Annotated in this window: 16 protein-coding genes and 4 pseudogenes; 8 read left to right on the top strand and 12 right to left on the bottom strand. The window is 69.5% G+C overall.

Features of this window, described 5'->3' with window-relative positions:
• Positions 1-163: 163 nt before the first annotated feature.
• Both ACFRCG_RS39370 and ACFRCG_RS39365 read right to left on the bottom strand, forming a co-directional pair.
• Positions 164-1,384: a S8 family peptidase gene (locus ACFRCG_RS39370; protein WP_380040589.1), complete on the bottom strand. Its 1,221-nt coding sequence runs from the start codon at positions 1,382-1,384 to the stop codon at positions 164-166.
• A gap of 245 nt (positions 1,385-1,629) precedes the next feature.
• Entirely contained in the window at positions 1,630-2,619 is a 990-nt protein-coding gene (locus ACFRCG_RS39365; RefSeq protein WP_380040587.1) for a helix-turn-helix domain-containing protein, read from the bottom strand.
• Positions 2,620-2,920: 301 nt separating this feature from the next.
• Between ACFRCG_RS39365 and ACFRCG_RS39360 the strand changes: the two genes are divergently transcribed.
• The 4 genes from ACFRCG_RS39360 to ACFRCG_RS39345 all read left to right on the top strand — a co-directional run bounded on the left by ACFRCG_RS39360 (position 2,921) and on the right by ACFRCG_RS39345 (position 7,960).
• The gene (locus ACFRCG_RS39360; RefSeq protein WP_380040585.1) at positions 2,921-4,033 is read left to right on the top strand and encodes a S8 family peptidase; all 1,113 of its coding nucleotides are present in this window, start codon (positions 2,921-2,923) and stop codon (positions 4,031-4,033) included.
• 61 nt (positions 4,034-4,094) lie between these two features.
• Complete coding sequence (locus ACFRCG_RS39355; RefSeq protein ID WP_380040583.1) at positions 4,095-5,558, top strand: alkaline phosphatase family protein; 1,464 nt, start codon at positions 4,095-4,097, stop codon at positions 5,556-5,558.
• A gap of 105 nt (positions 5,559-5,663) precedes the next feature.
• Positions 5,664-6,935, top strand: a complete 1,272-nt coding sequence (locus ACFRCG_RS39350; protein WP_380040581.1) for an MFS transporter — start codon at positions 5,664-5,666, stop codon at positions 6,933-6,935.
• On the top strand, positions 6,932-7,960 hold the full coding sequence (locus ACFRCG_RS39345) for a hypothetical protein (RefSeq protein ID WP_380040579.1): 1,029 nt from the start codon (positions 6,932-6,934) through the stop codon (positions 7,958-7,960). The genes ACFRCG_RS39350 and ACFRCG_RS39345 overlap by 4 nt, the downstream gene beginning before the upstream one ends.
• A 207-nt stretch (positions 7,961-8,167) precedes the next feature.
• On the opposite strand, the pseudogene ACFRCG_RS39340 reads toward ACFRCG_RS39345, so the two are convergent.
• Positions 8,168-8,236: pseudogene (locus tag ACFRCG_RS39340) on the bottom strand (VOC family protein); the annotation flags it as partial.
• A 263-nt stretch (positions 8,237-8,499) separates the two neighbouring features.
• Here ACFRCG_RS39340 and ACFRCG_RS39335 point away from each other — a divergent pair.
• On the top strand, positions 8,500-9,078 hold the full coding sequence (locus tag ACFRCG_RS39335) for a dihydrofolate reductase family protein (protein ID WP_380040577.1): 579 nt from the start codon (positions 8,500-8,502) through the stop codon (positions 9,076-9,078).
• Here ACFRCG_RS39335 and ACFRCG_RS39330 read toward each other — a convergent pair.
• Positions 9,060-10,010 carry a helix-turn-helix domain-containing protein gene (locus ACFRCG_RS39330; RefSeq protein ID WP_380040575.1) on the bottom strand — a complete coding sequence of 317 codons (951 nt, stop codon included), beginning with the start codon at positions 10,008-10,010 and terminating at the stop codon, positions 9,060-9,062. The genes ACFRCG_RS39335 and ACFRCG_RS39330 overlap by 19 nt on opposite strands.
• 507 nt (positions 10,011-10,517) lie before the next feature.
• Here ACFRCG_RS39330 and dxs point away from each other — a divergent pair.
• Both dxs and ACFRCG_RS39320 read left to right on the top strand, forming a co-directional pair.
• Entirely contained in the window at positions 10,518-12,428 is a 1,911-nt protein-coding gene (gene dxs / locus ACFRCG_RS39325) for a 1-deoxy-D-xylulose-5-phosphate synthase (RefSeq protein ID WP_380040617.1), read from the top strand.
• A 181-nt stretch (positions 12,429-12,609) separates the two neighbouring features.
• A pseudogene (locus tag ACFRCG_RS39320) lies at positions 12,610-12,942 on the top strand (leucine zipper domain-containing protein); the annotation flags it as partial.
• 173 nt (positions 12,943-13,115) lie between these two features.
• Here ACFRCG_RS39320 and ACFRCG_RS39315 read toward each other — a convergent pair.
• The 6 genes and pseudogenes from ACFRCG_RS39315 to ACFRCG_RS39290 all read right to left on the bottom strand — a co-directional run.
• Positions 13,116-13,292, bottom strand: a pseudogene (locus tag ACFRCG_RS39315) (alpha/beta hydrolase); the annotation flags it as partial.
• Positions 13,289-14,659 (bottom strand): MFS transporter, encoded by a 1,371-nt coding sequence (locus tag ACFRCG_RS39310; RefSeq protein ID WP_380040573.1) that lies wholly within the window; start codon positions 14,657-14,659, stop codon positions 13,289-13,291. The gene ACFRCG_RS39310 and the pseudogene ACFRCG_RS39315, both read right to left, overlap by 4 nt.
• A 26-nt stretch (positions 14,660-14,685) precedes the next feature.
• Positions 14,686-15,609, bottom strand: coding sequence for a TauD/TfdA dioxygenase family protein (locus ACFRCG_RS39305; protein WP_380040571.1), 924 nt, complete (start codon positions 15,607-15,609; stop codon positions 14,686-14,688).
• A gap of 41 nt (positions 15,610-15,650) precedes the next feature.
• Positions 15,651-16,625, bottom strand: coding sequence for a quinone oxidoreductase family protein (locus tag ACFRCG_RS39300; protein ID WP_380040569.1), 975 nt, complete (start codon positions 16,623-16,625; stop codon positions 15,651-15,653).
• Between the two features lie 151 nt (positions 16,626-16,776).
• A complete protein-coding gene (locus ACFRCG_RS39295; protein WP_380040567.1) occupies positions 16,777-17,862 on the bottom strand; it encodes a 3-keto-5-aminohexanoate cleavage protein in 1,086 nt (361 codons plus the stop codon).
• A 371-nt stretch (positions 17,863-18,233) separates the two neighbouring features.
• On the bottom strand, positions 18,234-19,256 hold the full coding sequence (locus ACFRCG_RS39290; RefSeq protein WP_380040565.1) for an AraC family transcriptional regulator: 1,023 nt from the start codon (positions 19,254-19,256) through the stop codon (positions 18,234-18,236).
• 197 nt (positions 19,257-19,453) lie between these two features.
• Between ACFRCG_RS39290 and ACFRCG_RS39285 the strand changes: the two genes are divergently transcribed.
• On the top strand, positions 19,454-20,968 hold the full coding sequence (locus ACFRCG_RS39285) for a long-chain fatty acid--CoA ligase (RefSeq protein ID WP_380040563.1): 1,515 nt from the start codon (positions 19,454-19,456) through the stop codon (positions 20,966-20,968).
• A 474-nt stretch (positions 20,969-21,442) separates the two neighbouring features.
• Here ACFRCG_RS39285 and ACFRCG_RS39280 read toward each other — a convergent pair.
• Together ACFRCG_RS39280 and ACFRCG_RS39275 are read right to left on the bottom strand one after the other, a co-directional pair.
• Positions 21,443-21,802: pseudogene (locus tag ACFRCG_RS39280) on the bottom strand (IS701 family transposase); the annotation flags it as partial.
• Positions 21,803-22,101: 299 nt separating this feature from the next.
• Positions 22,102-23,052: a hypothetical protein gene (locus ACFRCG_RS39275; protein WP_380040561.1), complete on the bottom strand. Its 951-nt coding sequence runs from the start codon at positions 23,050-23,052 to the stop codon at positions 22,102-22,104.
• Positions 23,053-23,406 lie beyond the last annotated feature (354 nt).

Below are 23,406 nucleotides of genomic sequence, written 5' to 3'. Positions count from 1 at the left end.
GGGGTGGGGCGAGCGCACACTCGGGGCGCGGTGTGGCCGGGCGCCGGGGCGGCTAACGTGGGGCCGGCCCGGGGGGTGACGCGACGTGGGCGGCGACCACGGGGGGTCGCCGCCGACGTGCTCCCGGGCGGGCAGCGCCTACCGCGACGCCCGCCCGGGAGTCCTACCCGATGACCCGAAGAAGCCGGTTCGGCGACCCGGCGCCCGGACGCGATATCCGCCCCGAAGTGGCCGCGCCGATCAACGCGGCCTGTACCTCCGCCGGCGTCGCGGTGGGATGCGCGGACAGGTGGATCGCCGCCGCGCCGCTGACGTGTGGCGTCGCCATGGAGGTTCCACTGGCCGTCCGGGTGGCGGTGTCGTCGCCCTTCCACGCCGACACGATGTTCGTCCCGGGGGCGAACAGGTCGGTACACGTGCCGTAGTTCGAACTGGACGCCCGCCGATCGGAGGCGTCGGAGCTCTGCACGGTGATCACCTCGGGGAGCCGACCCGGCGAGTAGTCACAGGCGTTCGCGCCGTCGTTGCCCGAGCCCGCGACATAGGTGATCCCTGCCTCGATCGACCTGTGAAACGCCGCGTCCTTGGCCGCGCTCACCCCGCCGCGAAGGCTCACGTTGGCCACGGCCGGCCTGGTCGCGTGTGCCGTCACCCAGTCGACGCCCTGGATCACCTGGGATGTGCTGCCGGTGTTCCCGCAACCGATCACCCGCACCGCGACCAGCGCGACCTGTTTGGCGATGCCGTAGTCCCGGCCGCCGAGAATGCCCGCGACGTGGGTCCCGTGGCCGTTGCAGTCGATTCCGTTGTTGCCGTCGCCGACGGCGTCGAATCCGACACTCGCCCGCCCCTCGAACTGTCGATGCGACACCTGGATGCCGGTGTCGATCACGTAGGCGGTCACGTTCGCCGCACTGTTGGGGTAGGTGTAGCCGTGATCCAGCGGCAACTTCGCCTGATCCACTCGATCCAGGCCCCACGACGGCGGGTCGCTCTGCGTGTCGGTGACCTCCTCCACGCCGTCCTGCTCCACGAACGCCACGCGAGGGTCGGCGGCGACCCGCCGTGCCTGGCTCTCGCTCATGTCGGCGGCGTATCCCGACAACGCGGAGCCGTACACCTGCCGCACCCTGCCGCCGTACGACCCGGCCACCGCGACCGAGCGCTCGTGTGCATCCGCCGCGCCGTGCGCACCCTCGCGAAGGACGACGATGTACCGACCCGGGATGGGACGGGCCGCGGCCACGATCGGGCCCTCGGAGGTCGAGGACGGCGTCCGCGCGATGCCGTGCTGCGCCGAGGCGGCGCCGGGAGCTGTGACCAAGAGGCAGGCCGAAGCCAGGGCGGCGGTCGCGAACTTGCCGTGTAGTCGTCTGAACACCATTGCTCCCAGGAAGAGTTCGAGTCGCGTCACAACGACGCGGCTCGGTTCTACTCCCGGACATCGGTCATGGGCGGCCGGCCTTCGCCACTGGCGTCGGCGGGCCGCGCTCGGCGGCGGCGAAGCGTTTCATGGGTGGGTTCGGCACAGTCCCGGGCTCGCCCACGGGCGCGATCGCCGCCGGCTTCCGCTCCGCGGCGGGGTGAGCGTCGACGTCCGTCCCGGTCGTGGGGCGGCCGGATCCGGGCTCAGATCCAGCCCTTTCGGCCCGCGTACAAAGCCAGTTGGAAGCGGGTGGTGGAGCCGGCTCTGCTGTTGAGGTGCTCCAGATTGCGCGACAACGTTCGGCGGCTGATGCCCAGGAGTTCGGCGATGGCCTCGTCGGTCAGACCGCTGCCGAGCAGTTCCAGGATGCGGCGGTGGAGCGGACGCAGCGCCGGCGGCACCCGGCCGCCCAGGTACAGCGGGAAGGCCGCCCGCCACGAACTCTCGAACAGCCCGATCAGGGCGGTGAGCAGGCTCGAGGCGCGCACGATGAGCAGCGAGTCGTTGATGTCGGCCTCGACGAACGACATTGACACCAGGGCCAGTCGCCGGTCGAAGATGGTCAGCTTCACGGGCACGGTCGGCAGGACTCGGGCCTGCTCGCCGGCGGCTATGCAGGGCTTGATGTTGCACGCGTAGTAATGGGCGTTCCGTACGGCGGACTGCGAGTACACGATCCGATACGCGACGCCGTGTTCGAGGTTGCGTTCCTCGACCTCGTTGGACACGCCGCCGGTGTGGTACGGCGGCGAATCGAAGCGCAGCACCTCGGTGGTCGCGGTGTGCTCGGAGAGGCGGATGCGCTCTTTGATCTGCGCCCCGGTGAGCACCTCGATCATGTCGTCGGTACCGGCCTGCTGCGGATGGACCGAACGCCGATAGCGTCGATAGGCGTCGATCGCGGCCAGTTGGGCCTGGCGTAGTTCGGCGGAGCGCACGTGCGCGAGTCGTTCGATGCCGATGCTCGGTTCGATGGGGACGACCGTCGACGGCGCGGGACCGGCGGCGGAGGCCAGGCCCAGTTCGACCAGGCGGGCCACCGACTCGTCCACGTCTTCGGGATCCAACCCCAGGCGGGCGGCCAGGTTCTGCGTCCCGGTCGGTCCCGCGCCGAGCATCGCCCGGTAGACCGCGGCCTCACGATCGGACAGGCCGAGTCGGCCCATATGTTTCGGTAGGTCCTCGTCGCGCATGCTCGTCCTTTCGCCTGCCTGTTGCCGTCCGCGGCGATGCCTTCACGGCGCGGACATGGTGCCGGATCCGGAGGCAGCATGACAGCGCGGCCGTCCGGTTGGGTCGAAGTGCCCAATTCCGCCACTGGCGATCATGTGCCGCTGCGGGGTCCGGATCGGGAGTAGACCATGCACACCCCCGAATTCCGGGGCGTTCCCCCTCCCCCTGGGAGCAGTTGTGCGCATACGTATCCGAAGGCCGACCGCGGTGATCGCCGCGGGGGTGGTCCTTCCGCTCTTGCTCGTGTCACCCGTTCACGCCGTGGCCCCATCGACCGCTCCCGGCGGTGCCGCGGCCGTTTCCGTCACCGGTCGGCACATCGTGGTACTCAAGGACGAAGCGGCGTCACCGGAGACGGTCCGCGCGGAATCCGCCCGCATCGCGGCGGCGTACGGCGGCGTCGTCCGGGCCACCTACGGCGCGGCGCTCGCCGGGTTCGCCGCGGAGCTGAGTCCGGCGCAGGCGCGGCGGATCGCGGCGGATCCACGAGTGGCCTACGTGGAACCGGACACCGCGGTGCGGGCCTCCGCCTCGGCCACACAATCCGATCCGCCGTCCTGGGGTCTGGATCGGGTGGATCAGCGCAAGCTGCCGCTCGATCACTCCTACACCTACGCGAACACCGCGAGCAACGTCACGGTGTACGTCCTCGACAGCGGGATCCGCACCTCGCACCGGCAGTTCGAGGGGCGGGCGAGCGTGGGTGTCGACGAGGTCGGCGACGGCCACGACGGCCAGGACTGTCTCGGTCACGGCACCCACGTGGCCGGCACCATCGGCGGCCGGGACTACGGGGTGGCCAAGGGTGTGCGGCTGGTGTCGGTGCGGGTCCTGGACTGCGACGACAATGCGAGCAAGTCGAGCATCATCGCGGCCGCCGACTGGATCACCGCGCACGCGGTGAAGCCGGCCGTGGTCAATATGAGCATCAACGGCTCCCGCAGCACCAGTGAGGAGAGCGCGATCAAAAAGTCGATCGCGTCCGGTGTCACGTGGGTCGTCTCGTCCGGGAACGACGCCACCGACGCGTGCCGGAACGCGCCGGCCGCGGTCGAGCAGGCGATCGTGGTGAACAACTCCGACTCCGGTGACCGGCGCCGCTCCGACTCGAACTACGGCTCGTGTACCGACCTGTTCGCGCCGGGCACCGGAATCGCGTCGGCGTGGAACTCCACCGACACGGCGACCAAGGCCAAGACCGGAACCTCGATGGCGGCACCGCACGTGGCCGGTGCCGCGGCGCTGTGGTTGTCCGAGCACCCCACGGCGACCCCGGCCGAGGTGGAGAGCGCCCTGATCGGGCAATCCACCCCCGGCCGGATCTCCGACGCCCGCTCGGGTACACCCAATCGCCTTCTCTACACCGGTGGTTGAGCCGAGGGAACGGCACCGGCCGCACTCCCGATGAAACCCGTCCCCTATGAGGAGGTCCCCGATGCGGATCGCACGCATCCCGACCAGGCTCGGCGTTCCCGCGTTGGCCGTACTGGTCATCGGAGCCGCCGCGCTGTCCCCCACGGCGCAGGCGAAGGAGCATTCCGCGGCGAACCCGGCGGCCGCACCCGCCGCCGTGTCAGCCGTACCCAGGTTCGATCACGTGGTGATCGTGCTCTTCGAGAACACCAACTACGAGTCGATCAAGGGCAGTTCGAAGGCGCCCTATTTCAACTCCCTGGCCCAACAGGGCACCTTGTTCACCAACTCGTTCGGAATCACCCACCCCAGCCAGCCCAACTACATCGGACTGTTCTCCGGCTCGCAGCACGGCGTGACCGGCGACGACTGCACGAACCTGACCGGTGACAACCTGGGAGAACAACTCGCGGCGGCGGGCAAGACGTTCAAGGCGTACTCCGAGGGCCTGCCCAAGGCCGGCTCCCGAGACTGCAAGAGCGGCAAGTACCGCCGCAAGCACGCGCCCTGGGCCGGCTTCGAGAATACCGCGGGGGCGAACACCCACGTGCCGTTCTCGGCCTTCCCCACCGACTACGCGAAGCTGCCGGACGTGTCGTTCGTGGTACCGGACATGTGCAACGACATGCACGACTGCTCGACCGGCACCGGCGACACCTGGCTCAAGCGCAATCTCGACGGATACGTGCAGTGGGCCAAGACCCACAACAGCCTGCTGATCACCACCTTCGACGAGGACGACTTCCGCTCCGTCAACCAGATCCACACCGTCTTCGTCGGCGACCACGTCAAGGCCGGTCACCAGTCCTCCGGCTCGATCAACCACTACAGCGTGCTGCGCACGCTCGAGGACATGCACGGCCTGCCCGCGTTGGGGGAGGCGGCCCGCAAGTCACCGATCACCGACGCCTGGTCCGGGTCGACCCCGGGCGGTTCGACGCTGTTCGCCGACGACTTCGAGACCGATCGGGGTTGGACGGTGAACGCCGCCGGCGGCGACACCGCCACATCCGGAGCCTGGGAGCGGGGTGACCCCGACGAGACACGCTCCACCTACGGCCCCAAACAGATCAAGCAGTTGGGCAGCACCGTGTCCGGGACCGGCGCATTGTCCACCGGTGCCCGATCCGGCGCCGACTACAGCTCCAACGACCTGGACGGGGGCGTGAGTTCGGTGCGCTCGCCGGAGATCGCCCTGCCCGCCGAGGTGCCGGCGCCGAGCCTGCGGTTCTCGTACAACCTGGCCCACGCGAACAACTCCGACGCGGACGACTACCTCCGCGTCCGGGTGATCGACGGCGAGCAGGTCACCACCGTGTTCGAGCGCACCGGTTCGGCGAACGAGGTGGCCGGCGCCTGGCAGAACGCCACGGCCGACCTCTCGGCCTTCGCGGGTCGGACGATCCGGCTGGAGATCCAGGCCGCCGACGGCGGCACGGCCAGTCTCGTCGAGGCCCAGGTCGACGACGTCACGATCACCGGCTGAACCGCACCACCTTGAGTCGAGCGACCCGGTGGCCGCGCCCCGATCGTGGCCACCGGGTCTCTCCCGTCCCCCTCCCGCTCGGCATCCGAGAAGGTGAACGCGACCGTGTACCTCTCGACCATCGACCGGCCGGCCAAGGACCCCGCGCGCTCGCGCCGACCACACCGCCCGCCGGCCGGGATCTGCGCCAACGTGCTCGCGCTCGGCGCCGTAAGCCTGCTGACGGACGTCTCCTCGGAGATGGTCACCGCCGTACTGCCGCTGTACTTCGTCCTCGTCCTGGACATGAGCCCGGCCGCGTACGGCGTCATGGACGGCCTCTATACCGGCGCGACCGCGCTGCTGCGGCTGGTCGGCGGCTATGTGGCCGACCGTACCCGTCGGCGCAAGCGGGTCGCCGGGGTCGGCTACGCGATCTCCGCGCTGGCCAAACCGGCCCTGCTGCTCGCGGGCGGATCGACGCCGGCCCTGGGCGCGGTCATCGTCGCGGACCGGGCCGGCAAGGGCCTGCGGTCGGCCCCCCGCGACGCCCTGATCACCCTTTCGACACCGGAGCCGATGCTCGGCCGGGCATTCGGGGTGCATCGGGCCATGGACAGCGCGGGCGCGTTCGCCGGACCGCTCGTGGCACTGGGCCTGTTGGCCGCCGTCGGGGCGGCATCCCCGGTCGCGTTCGACGCCCTGTTCGTCACCAGCTTCTGCATCGCCTGCATGGGCCTGCTGACACTGGTGCTGTTCACCCGCGATCGGCGTGCGGCGACGGCGCCGGCGGAGCCGGTCACCGTGCGCGCCGCGCTCGGTCTGCTCGGCGCGGTCCGGGTGCGCCGACTGGTGTGCGCGGCGACCCTGCTCGGTCTGGCCACCGTCGGCGACGGTTTCGTCTACCTCGTGCTGATGGACCGTCAGGGATTTTCGGCGGGCTGGTTCCCGCTGTGCGCCGTCGGGACGAACCTCGTGTACCTGAGCCTCGCGGCGCCGTTCGGCGCGCTGGCCGACCGCTGGGGCCGCAAACGTATGTTGTTGTGCGGCTACACGGCGCTGTGCGTCGGCTATCTCCTGCTGTTCGGCCCACTGTCCGCGACGTGGACCACCGTGCTCGTGTTGGGTTGTCTGGGCATGTTCTACGCCGCCGCCGACGGCGTCCTGATGGCGCTGGCCGGCCCGGTTCTGCCCGCGTCGCTGCGCACGACGGGTCTGGCCCTGATACAGACCGCGCAGGCGCTGGCCTATCTCGTCTCGTCGGTCGCGTTCGGCCTCGCATGGGTGAACTACGGCCCCGCCACCGCGACCAGGGTCGCCGCCGGCGCCGTGCTCGCGGCGATCGTGGTCACCGCGGTCCTGCTCCCCGAACCCGCCTCCGAGGAGGCCACTTCGTGACTGCGCGTATACGTATCCTGATCGCCGTCGTCGGCTTCGTCTCGTTGGTGGCCGTCGCGCTCGCCGCGATCGGCTCCGCCGCCGGACCCACCCGCCGGGCCGCGCACGCCGGTGCACCGGGCGCGGTGTCCCTGGACCCGGGGCCGCGCCTGATCGCCCGCAGTACCGCGCGCGACACCCGCGATCACCTGGTCGCGGTGGCCGCGAGCGATCCCACCGGGCCCCGCACCGTGGCCGAGTTGTCGTGCGTACGGGTGTTCGCGGCCGGCGGTACCGGAATCTGCCTGCGCATGGGTGACGGCCTGCGTACGTTCGAGGCGGTCGTCCTGGGCCCGGACGGGACGGAGCAACGCGCACTGCCACTGGTCGGCGTACCCAACCGGGCCCGGGTATCCCCCAGCGGCCGGCTGGTCACCTGGACGGTCTTCGTCACCGGCGACTCCTACAACGGCGGCCGCTTCGCCACGCGCGTGGGCATCCTCGACACCGGCGGCGGCGACCTGATCTCGACCCTCGAGGACTGGACGGTCAGCGTCGACGGCAGGCCGTATCGGTCGGAGGATCTCAACTTCTGGGGTGTGACGTTCGCCCCGGACGACCGCTACTTCTACGCGACCATGTCCACGGCCGGCCACCGCTACCTCGTGCACGGCGACCTGGGCACACGCAGCATCCGCACCGTGCGGGAGAACGTCGAGTGTCCCTCGCTCTCGCCCGACGGCACCAGGCTGGCCTTCAAGTCCGCGGTGGCCGGCGATCCGAACCGCGGCTGGCGCCTGTCCGTTCTGGACCTGGCCGGCGGCGGGGTGACCCCGCTCGCCGAGACGCGTTCGGTCGACGACCAGGCGGCATGGCTCGACGCCGGGACGGTCGCCTATGCGGTCCGGCGCGGGGGTGGTCACTCCGATGTCTGGCGGGTCCCGGCGGACGGATCGGGCGCCCCGAGCATGCTGATTCCCGACGCGGACTCCCCCGCCACGCTCGCCGGCCCCGTCGAACCGTCCTCGGATCGGCCCGCGACCTGAACGATCCCCCACGCTCACCTCACCGGGCACACCGACCCGAGGGCTTGAGTACGCGTGCTCAGGACCCGCCGGCGACGTCGGTCGAGACTGGTCCGATGGTCATCACGAGCCGGAACTCGGCCTCCCGGAACCACATTTCGTCGGCGCCCTCGCCGGACCCCGACACTCCCACCCGGCGCCCGCGACCGGCCGGGTTGCTCGGGAGGTTCAGGCGGGTTGCCACAGTTCGACGCGGTTGCCCTCGGGGTCGGTGACCCAGCCGAATCGACCGATCCCGGCCGTCGCCGGGTCGGCGGCGCGCATGAAGTATCCACCGATTCCGAGCACCCGTTCCCTGCGGCCATCTTGTCAGGACGACGACCCCGCGAGCCGGCACCACACCGGACTCCCCCGGGCCGTCGCCGCGTCCCGCGCCGGGCCGGGGACGCCGCGGGCGCGGCGGACGTTGTGGCCGGGTGTCGTTTCCGTCCAAGACGGCCTCTGCGGCGGTGATCTAGCGTGTCCTCACTGGCTCGTAATGATCTTGAGGAGACGGCACCATGCGCAAGCTGGTCTACACCGGTTTCATGTCGCTCGACGGCGTTCTGGACTCGCCCGGCGGCGGGCCGGGCGAGGAGCACCGCAGCGGCGGCTGGGTGTTCAAGGACCTCGAGTTCGTCCCGGAAGCCTGGTCGCTGAAGAACGAGGAACTGGCCGATACGACGGCGCTGATGTTCGGCCGCCGCAGCTACGAGGCGTTCGCGCCGGTCTGGCCCGGCTCGGAGGACCACGCCGGCTACAAGGACCTGCCCAAGTTCGTGGTGTCCGGCACGTTGTCCGACGACGCCCTCGTCGACGGGTGGGGGCACACGACCATCCTGCGCTCGACCGAGGACGTCGCCGCGCTCAAGGAGAGCGAGGGCGGCGCGATCTTCATCCACGGGAGTGCGGAGCTGGCCCGGCGGTTGTCGAACGCGGGCCTGATCGATCAGTACAACCTGCTCGTCTTCCCCGTGCTGCTCGGTGCCGGGAAGGGACTGTTCGGCCGGGCCGACCGCGACAAGCAGATGCTGACGCTGCGGGAGTCGGAGAGCTACTCGAACGGGATCCTGAAGCTGGTCTACGACGTCGGGCGCTGATCCGACAGGAGGGCGATCGCGCCGCCGACGCCCTCGCGCAGTTGCCCGGCGGTGCGCCCGACGTAGGTGCGCAGCGCCCGGGCCAAGTGCGGCTCGTCGAAGTAGTCGAGCTCGGCGACGACACCGGCGGCCGTTTCGCCGGCCACCAGCAGCGCCGCCGCCGAGCGCACCCGCTCGATCTGCCGGACGGCGCCCGACGTCAGCCCTGTCGCGGCGCGGAACCGTCGTTCCACCGTGCGTGTGGACACAGCCGGGCGGTGCCCGCGCAGCACCTCGGCGACGAGCGGGTCACGCACCACGCTCCCGGCCCGGACCAGTCGCTCGACCAGGGCCTCGGCGTCGTCGGGACCGGGCGTCTCCCACCGCGCACCGTCCAGGCGGAACGTTCGCCGCGCGGTGTCGGGGAGCTCGACGCCGCCGTCGACCAGCGACGGCGTGGGCAGGGCCCGCAACGAGGTGCCCACGGCGAACTCGATGCCCGTGAAGGTCGCGCCCTCGGGCACCGGGACCCCCGTGGTCCGGGTCTCGGGACCGGTGACGGCCGCGTACGCGCGGCCGTCCCGCTCCCAGAACACCAGGCCCCATCGCACGCCGGCGATGGATGTCATCGCCGTGACCTGCTCGCTCGTGCAGGTCCACACGCTGTCGACCCACGGCGAGTGCGATCGGCGCGTCTCGAAGATCAGTTCCACTGGGAAAACGATACGCCGACGTGTCTTCCGCACGGCCCGGGCTCCGCTCGGGTGCACGGTGACGCCGGGCAACCGCACCCGCCGAGTTCCCGATTCGATGACGAAGGCCGCGTACAGTCGCTTCGGCGTCACCGTGTCGAGGTGGAGGAAGTAGACGGCGGGCAGCGTGTCGGCCCGGGCGCGCAGGACGGCACCGCGCGATCCGGCCACAACGGTCGCGGCCTCGGGATCGTACGGCACAGCACCGCAACCTCGTGGCGCGGAGCGCGTATCTCCGCGTCCTTCGAAGCGTGCGACCACGCGAACAGGGCGAGCCACGTGATCACCCGAACGACGAGCCGGTACACCAAGTCGGCCGCCATGACCGGTGATCATCCGATCAGACGAACGCGCTGGTCAAGCCCTGCGACCGAGTATTCGACCAGGACAGGCCGCACCGGCCGGGGGCTTGGAGGCGCGCTCGGGGCGAACCTCGCGCGTATCGAAACGCGCCTGGTTGTGCCGCATATCGTCGAAAGGATGCCGACCCGACGCTCGCAGGTGATGTCACCCGTCCGCGTTCCGACTTCCTGCACGCGTTCACGGGCCTGCCCGTGGAGATCGCCGGGCGCGTCTGAACGCGCCCGGATCATCGGTTTCGTGGCTTCTCCCGACTGCGGAGCGACGACGGACGACAAGCGCGGTCCGGATCGTAGACTCGACAAGTCCGGCATCGCTCGCAACCAGCCATCCCACCAAGGAGATTGCGTGAGCCTGTTGACCCGCATCGACGGACCGCATGACCTGGCAGGCCTCAGCCTTGCGCAACTCGAGCAACTGGCGGGGGAGATCCGCGCCTTCCTCGTGGACGCGGTCAGCAGGACGGGCGGCCACTTGGGTCCGAACCTCGGCGTCGTCGAGTTGACCATCGCGCTGCACCGCGTGTTCCGTTCACCGAAAGACAAGATCGTCTTCGACACCGGCCACCAGTGCTACGTGCACAAGCTCCTCACGGGCCGGCGGGACTTCGACAAGCTCAAGGGCAAGGGCGGCCTCTCCGGTTATCCCTCGCGCGTCGAGTCGGCGCACGACTTCGTCGAGAACAGCCATGCGTCCACCGCTCTGAGCTGGGCCGACGGCCTGGCCAACGCCAATCGCCTGCAGGGGTGTGACGACCGCGTCGTCGCGGTGGTCGGCGACGGGGCGTTGACCGGTGGCATGGCCTGGGAGGCACTCAACAACATCGCGGCGGCCAAGGATCGCCCGCTGGTGATCGTCGTCAACGACAACAAACGCTCGTACTCCCCCACGATCGGCGGGCTGGCGAACCATCTCGCCTCCCTGCGCGTGAGCAACGGATACGAGCGTGCCCTGGCCCGCGGCAAGGATTTCCTGGGGCGTACGCCCGTCGTCGGACGACCGCTCTACGAAACGTTGCACGGCGCCAAGAAGGGACTGAAGGATTTCGTCGCGCCGCAGGGCTTGTTCGAGGACTTGGGCCTGAAATACGTGGGTCCGATCGACGGCCACGACATCGGCGCCCTGGAGTCGGCCCTGGGGCGGGCCAGGTCCTTCGACGGCCCGGTGATCGTGCACTGCCTCACCGAGAAGGGGCGGGGATACGGGCCGGCCGAAGACGACGAGGCCGACCACTTCCACGGGATCGGCCCGATCCATCCCGACACCGGATTGCCGATCACCACCGCCGGGTTGGACTGGACCGCGGTGTTCGGCGAGGAGATGGTCAAGCTCGGCCACGAACGCCAGGACATCGTGGCGATCACGGCGGCCATGCTCCAGCCGGTCGGGCTGGAGAAGTTCGCGAAGGCGTTTCCCCAACGGGTGTTCGATGTGGGCATCGCCGAACAGCATGCGGTCACCTCTGCCGCCGGCCTCGCTCTCGGTGGCCTGCACCCGGTCTTCGCTGTGTACGCGACCTTCCTCAACCGCGCCTTCGACCAGGTCCTGATGGACGTGGCGTTGCACAAGTGTGGTGTCACCTTCGTGCTGGATCGGGCGGGGGTGACCGGTTCCGACGGTGCCTCGCACAACGGGATGTGGGACCTGTCGATCCTCCAATGCGTCCCGTCCCTACGAATCGCCGCGCCGCGCGACGCCGACCAGGTCCGATTGCAACTGCGGGAAGCCGTCGCGGTCCGCGACGCGCCGACCGTCGTGCGGTATTCCAAGGGCGCGGTCGGGCCGGCCGTGGAGGCCGTCGGCAGGGTGGGCGACATGGATGTGCTGCGTGCCGACGAGCAATCAATCCCGGACGTCCTGATCGTCTCGGTGGGTGCACTCGCGCCGATGTGCCTGGAGATCGCGGACCTTCTGGGCGGGCAAGGCATCTCGGTAACCGTCGTGGACCCCCGCTGGGTCAAGCCGGTCGACAAGGCACTTGCGCCGCTCGCGCAGCGGCACCGTCTGGTCGTCACTGTCGAGGACAACTGCCGCGTCGGCGGTGTCGGCTCCGCGGTCGCCCAGGCTCTACGTGACGCGAAGGTCGACGTCCCCACTCGGGAGTTCGGCATCCCTGCGGAATTCCTCATGCACGCGTCCCGCAAGGAGGTGCTGGCCGACATCGGGTTGACCGCGCCGGACATCGCACGACAGGTCACCGGCCTGGTCGCGATGCGCGACCACGAAACCACCCTCATGGCGGCACCGACGAACGACTGAGTCGTCCCCCGCCGACACGCCGGACGCCGTCGGCAACGCGGCGCCGCACAAACGAAGACGTGTCCGCGTTCGAGCGGCGCGGCCGGCCTACCTGTTCTCGCCGGCGACCCGCACCCAGATGCCGGTCGGTCGCGACATGGCCGACCGGATCCAGGGCGAGGGCCCGGACATCGTGCGCGAGATGTTGTCGGTGTGCCTGGACCAGGCCCCGTACCGGGTGGAACTCAGCCTGCGTCTGGCCCGCTGCGTCGTCGACGACGGATGGCGGCTGCGACGCGCCGCGGAACGCTTCCAGGTCTCGGTCACCACCGCGCAACGCTGGTCCGGCCGCTACCGCGAGTCGGGCGAGGCCGGGATGGTCGCTCGCTCCTCGCGGCCGCACCGCAGCCCGCGTCGGACGCCGAGCCGCACCGAGCGCCGGATCGTGAAGGTCCGCGTGCTCCGCCGCTTGGGGCCCGCCCGCATCGCGTACCTCCCGGGCCTGAACCCGGCGACCGTGCACCGCGTCCTCACCGCTACCGCCTCGCCCGCCCGACCCAGGACACAATGAGGCGCTGCGGGATCTGGCTCGACGAGGTCGAGCGCCTGTCGGGTCGCGAAGACGTGCGGGAAGCCGGGAGCCCCGCGCATGACCCCGGCGCTGTGGGCGGCCGGCAGGACCGGTCCGGTGGCCCGGGACAGCATGTCGTCCAGCGCGGCCACACGCGCGGCACGGCTGAGATGTTCCGGCGTCAACGGCGGAACGGTGTGCACGGCGACTCCGGCGGCGCCCAGCCGTTCGGCCGGCACAGTCTGCCAGTGGTCCGGGACGTGGTCGCGCAGACCGGGCACGACCACGACGGTCGGCTCGAAGGTCCGGCTCATGAAGACGACTCCGTTTCCCGCGGCACCCCGGCTTCGGCGAATCCGCCGAGTCGGCGCAGGTCACGCTCGTAGTGGTGGCGGCCGATCGCGAACGCCGCGGTGGCGGCAATCGCCACCAGTGGGATGAGTCTCATCGCAGCGCGCAGGCCCATGTGGTCGGCGAGCAGGCCCGTAACCGTCGGGCCGGGCGCCAACCCCAGGAAACTGTTGGCGAGGGTGAGCGTGGCGAACGCGGTGGCCGAGAGGGATGCCGGGGTCAGGTTCGCCACCATGGCCGCCGCGGGTCCCGCCGTCCCCGCCGAAAGCAGGGCCCCGGCCGCCAACACCAGCACCTGTGGCGGCCCGACGGGCAGGAGGAATGCCGTGGTCAGCAAGACGAGCGAACCGGCACTGCACGTCATGGCGACCGCCCATTTCCGGATCGGGGACGCTTGACTGATCCGGTCCGAGGCGATCCCGCCGACGATCATCCCCAGGCCGATGATCAAGGCGATGCCTCCCGCGACCACCCCGGCTTTGCCGGTGGACATGTCGTAGTAGCGGTTGAAGTAACTGGGCAGCCACGCGATCAAAGCCCCCGCGATGGCCATCTGCAGCCCGCTGCCGATGTAGGCGCTCACGACGGACGCGGACGAGAACAGCCGAGCGAGCAGCCCGCGCAGTCGGGGCTTCGTGTCCCCGCCGTCGAGTCCGGGTGCGGCGCGCGGGGCGAACCCCGGACTCCGTTGCGGGTCCAGTCTCTTCTCGGTGACCACGAACCCGTAGACCACCGCCAGCCCCAGCCCGAAGAAGCCCATCGCGCCGAACGCCCAGCGCCAGCCGAAATGGTTGGCGATGATCCCGCCGAGCGACGTACCCAGCACGGAGCCGAAGGCCCCGCCGGCGATGAAGGCCCCGGAGAGCGTGGCCCGCAGGGCGTACGGGAAGATACTCAGGACCAGGGCGATGCCCACGCTGCCGTAGGCCGCCTCGCCGATTCCGACGCACACCCGTCCGGCGAACATCTGGCCGTAGTTCCCCGAAATCGCGCAGCCGAGCGTCGCCAGGCTCCACACCGTCGCGGCGGACAGGAGCGTCTTCACCCTGCCCCAGCGGTCCGCCATGAGCGACATGGGGAAGGCGAGCAGGCCCACCATCAGTGCCACAATGCCGCTGAGCGAGCCCAACTCGGCGTCCGAGAGCAGCCATTCGTCCTTCAGCATCGGAAAGACGGCGTTGAGCACCTGCCGGGACATGTAGTCCGACAGCAACAGCCCGAAACTCAGGGCGAAGACCACCCAGGCGTAGCGTCGGGGTACGGCCCACCCGGCCGAGACGGATGCTGCCGCCGGGAGGGGGACGGCGGTCGCGCGGAACCCGGTCGTCATCCTGTCACCTGCTTCCGATAGGCGGATCAGAACGGTCTGTCGCCCGCGATCCCGGCCCGCTCCATCCGGCGCACGGCGGGCCAGTAGTCCTGGACGGCGTAGTGCTGGGTCGAGCGGTTGTCCCAGATGGCCACGCTGTTCGCGGTCCAACGCCAGCGCACTTGGTATTCGGGGATCGCGGCCTGGCTGATGAGGTAGTTCAGCAAGCCACTCGCGCCCGGCGCGTAGTCCTGGCCGAAGCGGACGTTTTCGGGCCGGTGGTAGTTGACGAAGTGCGTCGCGAATCCGTTGACGAAGAGGATCGGTTCGTCGGTCTCCGGGTGGGTTCGCACCACCGGATGCTCCGCGTCCGGGAATCGGGCCCTGAGCCGATGCCGCTCCTCTTCCGGCAGGACGGCGCCGAAGGTCGCCTCGATGCTGTGCCTGGCGCGCAGGTCGCGGATCTGTGTCTTGATGTGCTCCGGGAGCCTGCGGTACGCCTCGGCCATGTTGACCCAGATCGTGTCCCCGCCCACCGGCGGCGCCTCGACGCAGCGCAGCACGGCCCCCATGGCCGGGGATTCACGCCAAGTCCCGTCGGTGTGGAGCGCGTTCTCGTAGTGCTCGGGCGGGCTGTCCAGGTCCTTGTAGATGCGCACCAGCCCCGGGTGTTCGGGGTCGCTGCCGACGACGGGGTGCTCCTCCAGATGGCCGAACCGTTCGGCGAAGGCGACGTGTTCGGCGCGGGTGATGTCCTGGTCGCGGAGGAACAGCACTTTGTGGCGCAGGAGCAGGGTCTTGATCTCGGCGAACAACGCGTCGTCGCACGCCGCGTCGCGGAGATTCACGCCGTGGAGTTCGGCGCCGATGGTGCAGGTCAGCGGTTCGACGCCGATCGGTTCGCTCGGTCGGAGGTGCGTGGTTCGCGCCGGCGTGGACGTGCTCTCCACGCGGCGGAGCGTTTTGTCCATGGTGGTTCCTTCGGGAGTGGGCTTGTTGGGCCGCGCGGCGCTCAGAGCACGAAGACCGACGAACCGGTCGTCCGTCCCGACTCCAGATCGCGGTGTGCCTGGGCGGCGTCTTCGAGCGCGTAGCGCTGGTTGACGGCGATCGTGATGCGTCCGGCGGTGACGTGACCGAACAGTTCGCCCGCGAGGTCGGCCCGCTCGGCGGGGTCCGCGATGTAGTCCGCCAGTGCCGGGCGGGTGATGAACAGCGATCCGTTGATTGCCAGTTGCATGGCGTCGATAGGCGGTACCGGGCCGGAGGCCGTACCGAAGCACACCAGCAGCCCGCAGCGTTTCAGGGACGCGAGCGAGGCCGTGAAGGTCGTCCTGCCGACGCTGTCGAGTACCAGCGGTACGCCGGCACCATCGGTCAGTTCGCGTACCCGGGCGGCCACGTCCTCGCGCTGGTAGTACACGATGTGATCACAGCCGTGCGCCCGCGCCAGCTCGGCTTTGTCTTCGCTGGAGACGGTACCGATCACGGTGAGTCCGAGCAGTTTCGCCCACTGGCAGACGATGAGGCCGACACCGCCGGCCGCCGCGGTGAGCAGGATCGTGTCCCCGGCGCGCAGCGGGTGGATCCTGCGCAGCAGATATGCGGAGGTGAGGCCTCGCATGGTCATGGCCGCGGCGGTCTCGAAGGCGATGCCGTCGGGGAGCCTGATCAGCGAATCGGCGGGCATCACTCGTTCGGTGCTGTAGGCCCCGAGCGGACTTCCGGTGTAGGTCACGCGGTCGCCCTCGGCGACGTGCGTCACACCCTCGCCGACTGCTTCGATCACGCCCGCGGCCTCGACGCCTATCCCCGCGGGCAGCGGCGCCGGGTACAGGCCGGTGCGGAAGTACGTGTCGGCGAAGTTGAGGCCCACGGCGGCGTGCCGGATACGAACCTCGCCAGGGCCGGGGTTGCCCACGACGACTTCTTCCCGGCGCAGGACGTCGGGACTGCCGGTTTCCTTGAAGCGAATCGCGTGTGCCACGGTTGTGCTCCGTTGTTCGTTGCGGGCCTGCCCCGCCGACGAGCCGAACGGCGTGGGAGGGGCACGGGGGCTTGGGATGGCGGTGGGGCCGCCGGTGCCGGCCGGGCACCGACGGCCCCACGCGCACCGCGCCGTGAGGCGGCGGTGCCGCTCAGACGAGAGCCGGGACGTCCGACCCGGCGCGGCGGGTGTCGCGAAGCATGAAACCCCGCTGACCGGGACGGCGGTTCGGCACCATGCCGAGCTGCGTCAGCGTCTCGTCGGTGTCCGCGTAGTACTCGCCGATCCGGTAGATCCGCTTGGCCTCCGCGCCGTTGGCGATGTCGCGGCCGAGCGCCTCGGAAATCTGCACCATTTGCTCGATCTGCTCGACGGTGGTGATCCGTTCGCCCTTGCGCCGCCACAGGTTGTCCTCGTTGCCGACGCGCACATGCACGCCGAGCGCGATGCCGATGGCGTTCATCGGCGCCACTGCGCGCATCGAGCTTTCGATCGTGAGCACCGCGCCGTCGGGCGTGCGGCGGACGAATTCGATCAGATCGGCGGGGTGTCGACCCGCGAATCCGCCGCCGATCGCCACATAGTTGAGCACCAGCGGCCCCGTGTGGACGCCCGACCTGATCAGCCGTTCCACCGTCTCCAGCTGTGCGAGGGTGGCGAGTTGGAAGTGTGGCTGGATGCCGTTCGCGCGCAGCCGCTCGAGGTGTTCGAGGTAGAAATCCGGCCCGGCCTCGACGACCATGTCCCGGTACGCCTTGTACATCGCCGGCTTGGCGATCGATGTGCCCTGGAGATCGTCGTCGTTCATGATCTCGACGATGTTCATCTGGCTGGTGTTGATCGCGATCGTCACCTGGTCCGGGCGGGGATCCAGGTCGGCCAGCAGGTGACGCGTGTCGTAGCTGAGCCATTTGGCCTCGCTGCCTTCGTCCTCGGGGGCGAAGGAGATCGATCCGCCGATCTGCAGGACCATGTCCGGCACGGCCTCGCGCAGCCGCCCGATCATCTCGTTGAACATGGACATCCGCTTGGAGCCGTGGCCGTCGAGCTCGCGTACGTGCACGTGCAGGACGGTGGCGCCGGCGTTGTAGCAGTCGACGGCCTTCCGCACCTGCTCGTCCATGGTGACCGGGATGTCGTCGGAGTCACCCGGCAGCCACTCGGGTCCGTACGGTGCGGCCTGGATCACCAGTTTTTCCTGGTTTTCCGGGAACAGCGAGTCGTCGTGGAAATGCACGTTTCGTCTCCATTCATTGGACGGTCAGGAGCCTGGGCGATCGTGCGCGCGGCTCCCGCCCGGGGCTACAGGGCCTGACACGCGGCGTCTCGCGGGGATGGGGCAAGACGATCGGGGCAACGGAGTCGGGGCCATGGATGCGACGCACTCCGGGCGGGCCGGCCCGAGTGGGATGGATCAGGCGGTGCGGAGAGAGCGCGGCCGGGGGCACGGCTCCGTCGGTCCGGGAATCGTCGGCCGCGTTCTTGCCGCGCTTGTTCCTGCTGCGGTCCTGAAACCGTACGACCGCCCGTGCACGGATGTTTGACTTGCGGTGACAGGTGATTTGACTTTTGGGGACACTCGGGTGAAGCGCGACCCCGCCGCACGGGTCAGTCCCCGGGGGCGCTCCGTGGTTGGACCGCGCGCCCGCGCCACTCCTTCGGGCTGCATCCGAACCGGGTGCGGAACCAGCGCGAGAACGCGCTCAACGAGGAGAAGCCGAGCAGGTCGGAGACTTCCGTGAGGGAGCGGCGCTCGTTCGCCACGAACCGCTCGGCCAGCTGCACGCGGGTGGCGCTCACGAGCGATGAGAACGTCTCGCCGGATTGCGCGAGATGCCGGTGGACCGTGCGCCGGTCGACGCGCAGACTGCGCGCGACCTGTTCGACCGAGCAGCGCCCCATGGGCAGCAGGACCTCGATGAGCTCACGCACGCGGTCGGTCACGGTGCTCTCCGCAGGCGCCGCGATCGCCTCGAAGTACCGCTGCGTGTACGCCCGCAGCAGCGGATCCGACATCGCGTTGGGAGCATCGAGGTCGTCCGCGTAGAAGACCATGCCGTCGTACTCGCGCTCGAACTCGACGACCGGGCCGAACATGCGCCGGTGCGTCGACGTGTCCGCCGGTGCGGGGTGCGCGAACCACACGGACAGGGGCTGCCAGTGCGGATCGAGGAACGCGCGCAGGATCCGATGGAACGCGCCGACCGCGAGTTCCGTGGCCTGCCGCGCCGGCATCGCCTCGCCGAACCGGAGTTCCATCTTCAGAGTGGCCAGGCCGTTGGCATCGGACAACCGGGTGTGCAGGGCCTCGTTGTACATGCGCTGGTGCCGCAGGAGCAGCTCCAGCGCGCTGCGCACGTCCGGTTCCTCGCGCGCGGCGAGGCTGATCGGACCGAGGTTCGAGAAGCGTCGCAGCTCCGCCATGCGCAAGCCGAAGTCCTCCTGCCGAGACGCGGCCGCGGACAGTTCCAGGAGCTGCGCGACGGCCGCGCCGGAGATCCAGCGGTCCTGCACCGCAAGATCGCCGACGACCAGGCCCACGCGCTTCATCAGAGCGTGGGCGTCGATCCCGAGCGAGCGGCTGAGCTCGACGTAACCGTTCAAGGCCGCGACGCGGACGAGGGGCTTCATGGTCGGACTCCCGAACGGTCGGACTCCCGAATGAGGTGTCCCCGATTGTCAAATCCGATGTCACGTCACGTCAAGCGTGAGAAGGATGCGGAATCTAGCATGGCGCCGGTGAACGCGGCCGATGCGCCAGGCGTACCGCAGGTTTCGCCCACCGAGCGCCGCACCGCACTCCGCGACAGCCGAAGGAGAGTGCCGACATGACCAACCTCGCGTCGATCCTGCTGGACTCCGCCGCCGCGCAGCGGGAGCGGATCGCCATACGCCATGCCGAAGCCGCGCTGACATACCACCGACTGGACGATGCGAGCTCCCGGGTCGCCGCGCTGCTGCGCGGTCGCGGCCTCGAACCGGGAGAGCGGGTCGCCTTGGCCATGCCCAACGTCCCCCTCTTCCCGATCGTCTACTACGGAATCCTCCGCGCGGGCGGCGTCGTCGTACCGGTGAATCCGCTCCTGAAGACCCGCGAGGTCGCCTTCACCCTGCGCGATTCCGGAGCCCGGCTGGCGATCGCGGCTCCACAGTGCGCGGGGCAGGTCGCCGAGGCCGCCGCCGAGGCCGGCACGGAGTGCCTGGCCGTCGAGACCGCGGCTTGGGACGACCTGCTCGATGCCGCCGCGCCGATGCCGGGACTCGTCGACCGAGCCCCGGACGACACTGCTGTGATCCTGTACACCTCCGGCACGACCGGCACCCCCAAGGGCGCCGAGCTGACGCACCGCAACCTCCTGTCGAACACCGCCACAACGGTCGAGACACTCATCCGGATCGGACCGGACGACGTGGTGTTCGGCGGACTGCCGCTCTTCCACGCGTTCGGGCAGACATGCGCGCTCAACACGGTCGTCGCGGCCGGCGCCACGCTGACCCTGCTGCCGCGCTTCGACCCGTGGCGCGCGCTGGAGATCATGCGTCGCGACCGGGTCACGGTGTTTCTCGGCGTACCGACGATGTACGCCGCACTCCTCCACACCCAGTGGCCCGCCGGATACGACGCCGCGGCGCTGCGCATGGCGGTCTCCGGTGGTGCGGCGCTGCCGGTCGAGGTGCTGCACGGGTTCGAGGAGCGCTTCGGCGTCGCGGTGCTGGAAGGCTACGGCCTTTCGGAAACATCGCCGGTGGCCGCCTTCAACCCGCCCGACCGCCCACGCAAAGCGGGGTCGATCGGCCTGCCCGTCCGCGGCGTGGAGCTGAGACTGATGGCGGACGACGGCGGCGCGGTGCCCCCTGGCGAGGTCGGCGAGCTGGCGATCCGCGGCGAGAACGTGATGAAGGGCTACTGGAACCACGCGGACGCCACCGCCGACGCGCTGCGCGAAGGTTGGTTCCACAGCGGCGATTTGGCCCGCGTCGACGACGAGGGCTACTACTTCGTCGTCGACCGCAAGAAGGACCTGATCATCCGCGGCGGGTACAACGTCTATCCGCGCGAGATCGAGGAACTGCTCTACGGGCACCCCGCCGTCGCGGAAGCCGCCGTCGTCGGTGTCCCCCACCCGGTCCACGGCGAAGAGGTGGCGGCGGTCGTCGTCTTGCGCGCCGGCGCCGACGACGTTGCGGCCGAGGCGATCCGCGACTACGTGAAAGACCGACTCGCGGCCTACAAGTACCCGCGCATCGTCACCTTCGCGACCGCACTCCCCAAAGGGGCCACGGGCAAGATCCTCAAACGCGAGATCGTCGTCCCGGCGTCGCAGCCCGCCCCGGGCCACTGAGCGCAGCGCCCGGAGTACCGGCGGATGCGTCGGCCGCACCCGCCGTGCCGGCTGCCTGGAGGGTGTGCCGCCGTGCCCGCACGGGCCGCCGGTGCGCCGACTGCGGGGAATAGGCATGGCTGGAGCGGTAGGGGCGCTGCCCGCCGTGCGCCGGCGGCAGGACACCCGCACGCACTCGGATGTCGGCACGGCCGGCCGTTTCCTTTGGATCGGATGGTCGTTGGGCGGGCCGCGCCGTCGATCGATGCGCCGTGCGCGGATCGAACCGTGAATCACCCGGATGGTCGTCTCGTGTGGCGGCGGTCCGCGGGCCCGGGGCACCTACTGCAACGGTGTTTGCCCGTCAGGGCGGGAGTGGGTCGCCTCGCCGTTTGTAATGGCTGATCCTGGCTTGGTGTTGGCGTCGTCGTCGCCAGTGTGACCAGTGGGGGATGTGGTCGACGGGGGCGGGTTGTCGGTGGGTGAGGCGGTGGATCAGGGGTCTGATCTCGGGGAGGGTGAGGTGGACGAGGTCGGAGGATCCGTTTCTGCTTTCCCGGTGTCGTGGAGATCGTGGGCGCGGGCGACGGTGAGCGCGGCGTGTGCGGCCATGGCGAGGGTCGTGTGACGGTGCCGGCCGTCGTAGCGGCGGACTTGGTGGTCGTCCGGGCCGCGTTCCTGCTTCGGGCTCTGGAAGCATTCCTCCACCGCCCATCGGCTGCCCGCGACGCGTATGGGCTCGTCGAGCGTGGTCTCGGCGGGGCAATACGCGATGTAGTGCGTGATCTCGTCGGGACGCTTCACGCCGCGGCGAGCGAGGACCCAGTGTCTGCGGTCGGGGCGGTGCCGGGGGCGCCCGCTCCAACTCCCACGTACAGCCGCGACGCGGCGGACGCGGCGCCGGGCCGGGTTACCGCTACGTGGTCGTTGGCGGGGCCCACCCGCCCGGTCACCACCGTCACGAAGGTGCCCCGGTGACGCCACTGACCGCACCGCTCCACCCGAAGCTGCGGGACGTTGACGGGCACGCGCACGCGGTCGCGGCTGCGGGGCGGGCGGACGGTTCGCAGCGGTCGAACCTGTTGTGGGGGCGTGCCTGCCGCCGCGCGGGGGGCGGGGCTGCTGGACGATCCTCGACGACACACTGGTGGCTGTCATACAGCCACCAATGGCCACTGGAACCCGCGCACCAAGCAGTCGGCGAAGGGCCCGACTATGAAATCACTCTTGCCCTCCAACTGTATGTCGAAGCGCAGCTCGATCTCTGCCCAGATACTGAGTCCGGGGAAGGGTGAACTCACGGTGACCGACGGCATCCACTGGAAGCCGGGGAGCGGGAAGCGAGCGCTCTTCGCGCCACCCAGCCCCGAGGTCTCGAGGAAAAACAAGTTGGGGGATTCTATTCGCTCTCCCAGAATACGCCTGTTGTCTCCTCCGGGCGGACCGAACACATTTTGGTAGAGAGTTTGCCGCCGGATCATCCAGCACTTTGACCATCGATCTCCGGAAAATAGATCCGGGCCACCGCAATCGCCGGAAAGGTTGCCAAAGATCTCCATGTGCGGATCCGACCTCCACCGGTTCGAGGCAGAAGGCGGAATTCTGTCGGCCTGGAGTTCGTACCAGGTCTTCACACCGAAATTGCGGAAGCTCAGTGAGCTCCCGTCGTAATTGAGCCATCCCGTGAAGTGCAAGCCGTCAGCCAGGAATCGCCCACTGAATGGTTCGGTCCATGTCGCCTGGGCATTGGCGTACCAGAAGCTTGGATCGGAGTCCCTCGGAGCAGGAGCTTCCCAGTCGAGAGTGCTCAGGTTCCTGTGCTGGTCAGTCGATGTACGAGCGAGTGCGCTCAAGCGCTCGACTTGACGCTGCCTGTGCTTCGAACTCGTTTCGCTGTATTCATCCAGGTCGATACCGACAGTTCGTGCGGCCGATCGAAGCATGTTCGTCCTGATCGACTGCGCTTCGCCGTCGGGCCGCATGAGGCTCGCCACTTCGGAATTCTGGCGCATTCTCTCCAGCTCTTCTCGGTGAGAAAGCTCGAATCCTTTGGCTACCTCTTCGGGGATTGGATGATTCGGGTTGGTGAAAGTGGCGCTTTCCATAGCAGCCCCCTCGAAGCAATTGCGCATGTCCCCGGGTCTTGGCAGCGATCCGCGGTGCCGGCCTGCCGGCATTTACAGTGCTCTCTCCCTGCGGGGCTTGCCGCAGGAATGGCCTCGATTCCCAGTCTACGCAGCTCGCGGAGACGTGCATCTTCGCAAGCTGCGCAGACTATTCGGGCATCCCGTAGCTTGATCGGACCTACAGGTCATGGGTAAGACGGGAGAAAACGCTCCAGCTTTCAGCGGGCACGCAAGCGACTTGATCCGGGCGTAGAGGTCGTGTGCAGCTCCATCGACGCCGATACGCGGCGAACTCGCGGAAGTCCGCGCCGAGGTGCGCGGACACCCAGTGCG

Origin of the sequence: Embleya sp. NPDC056575 (genome assembly GCF_042793325.1) — a bacterium.
Classification (GTDB): domain Bacteria; phylum Actinomycetota; class Actinomycetes; order Streptomycetales; family Streptomycetaceae; genus Embleya.
This window is presented reverse-complemented; position numbering and strand designations above follow the sequence as displayed.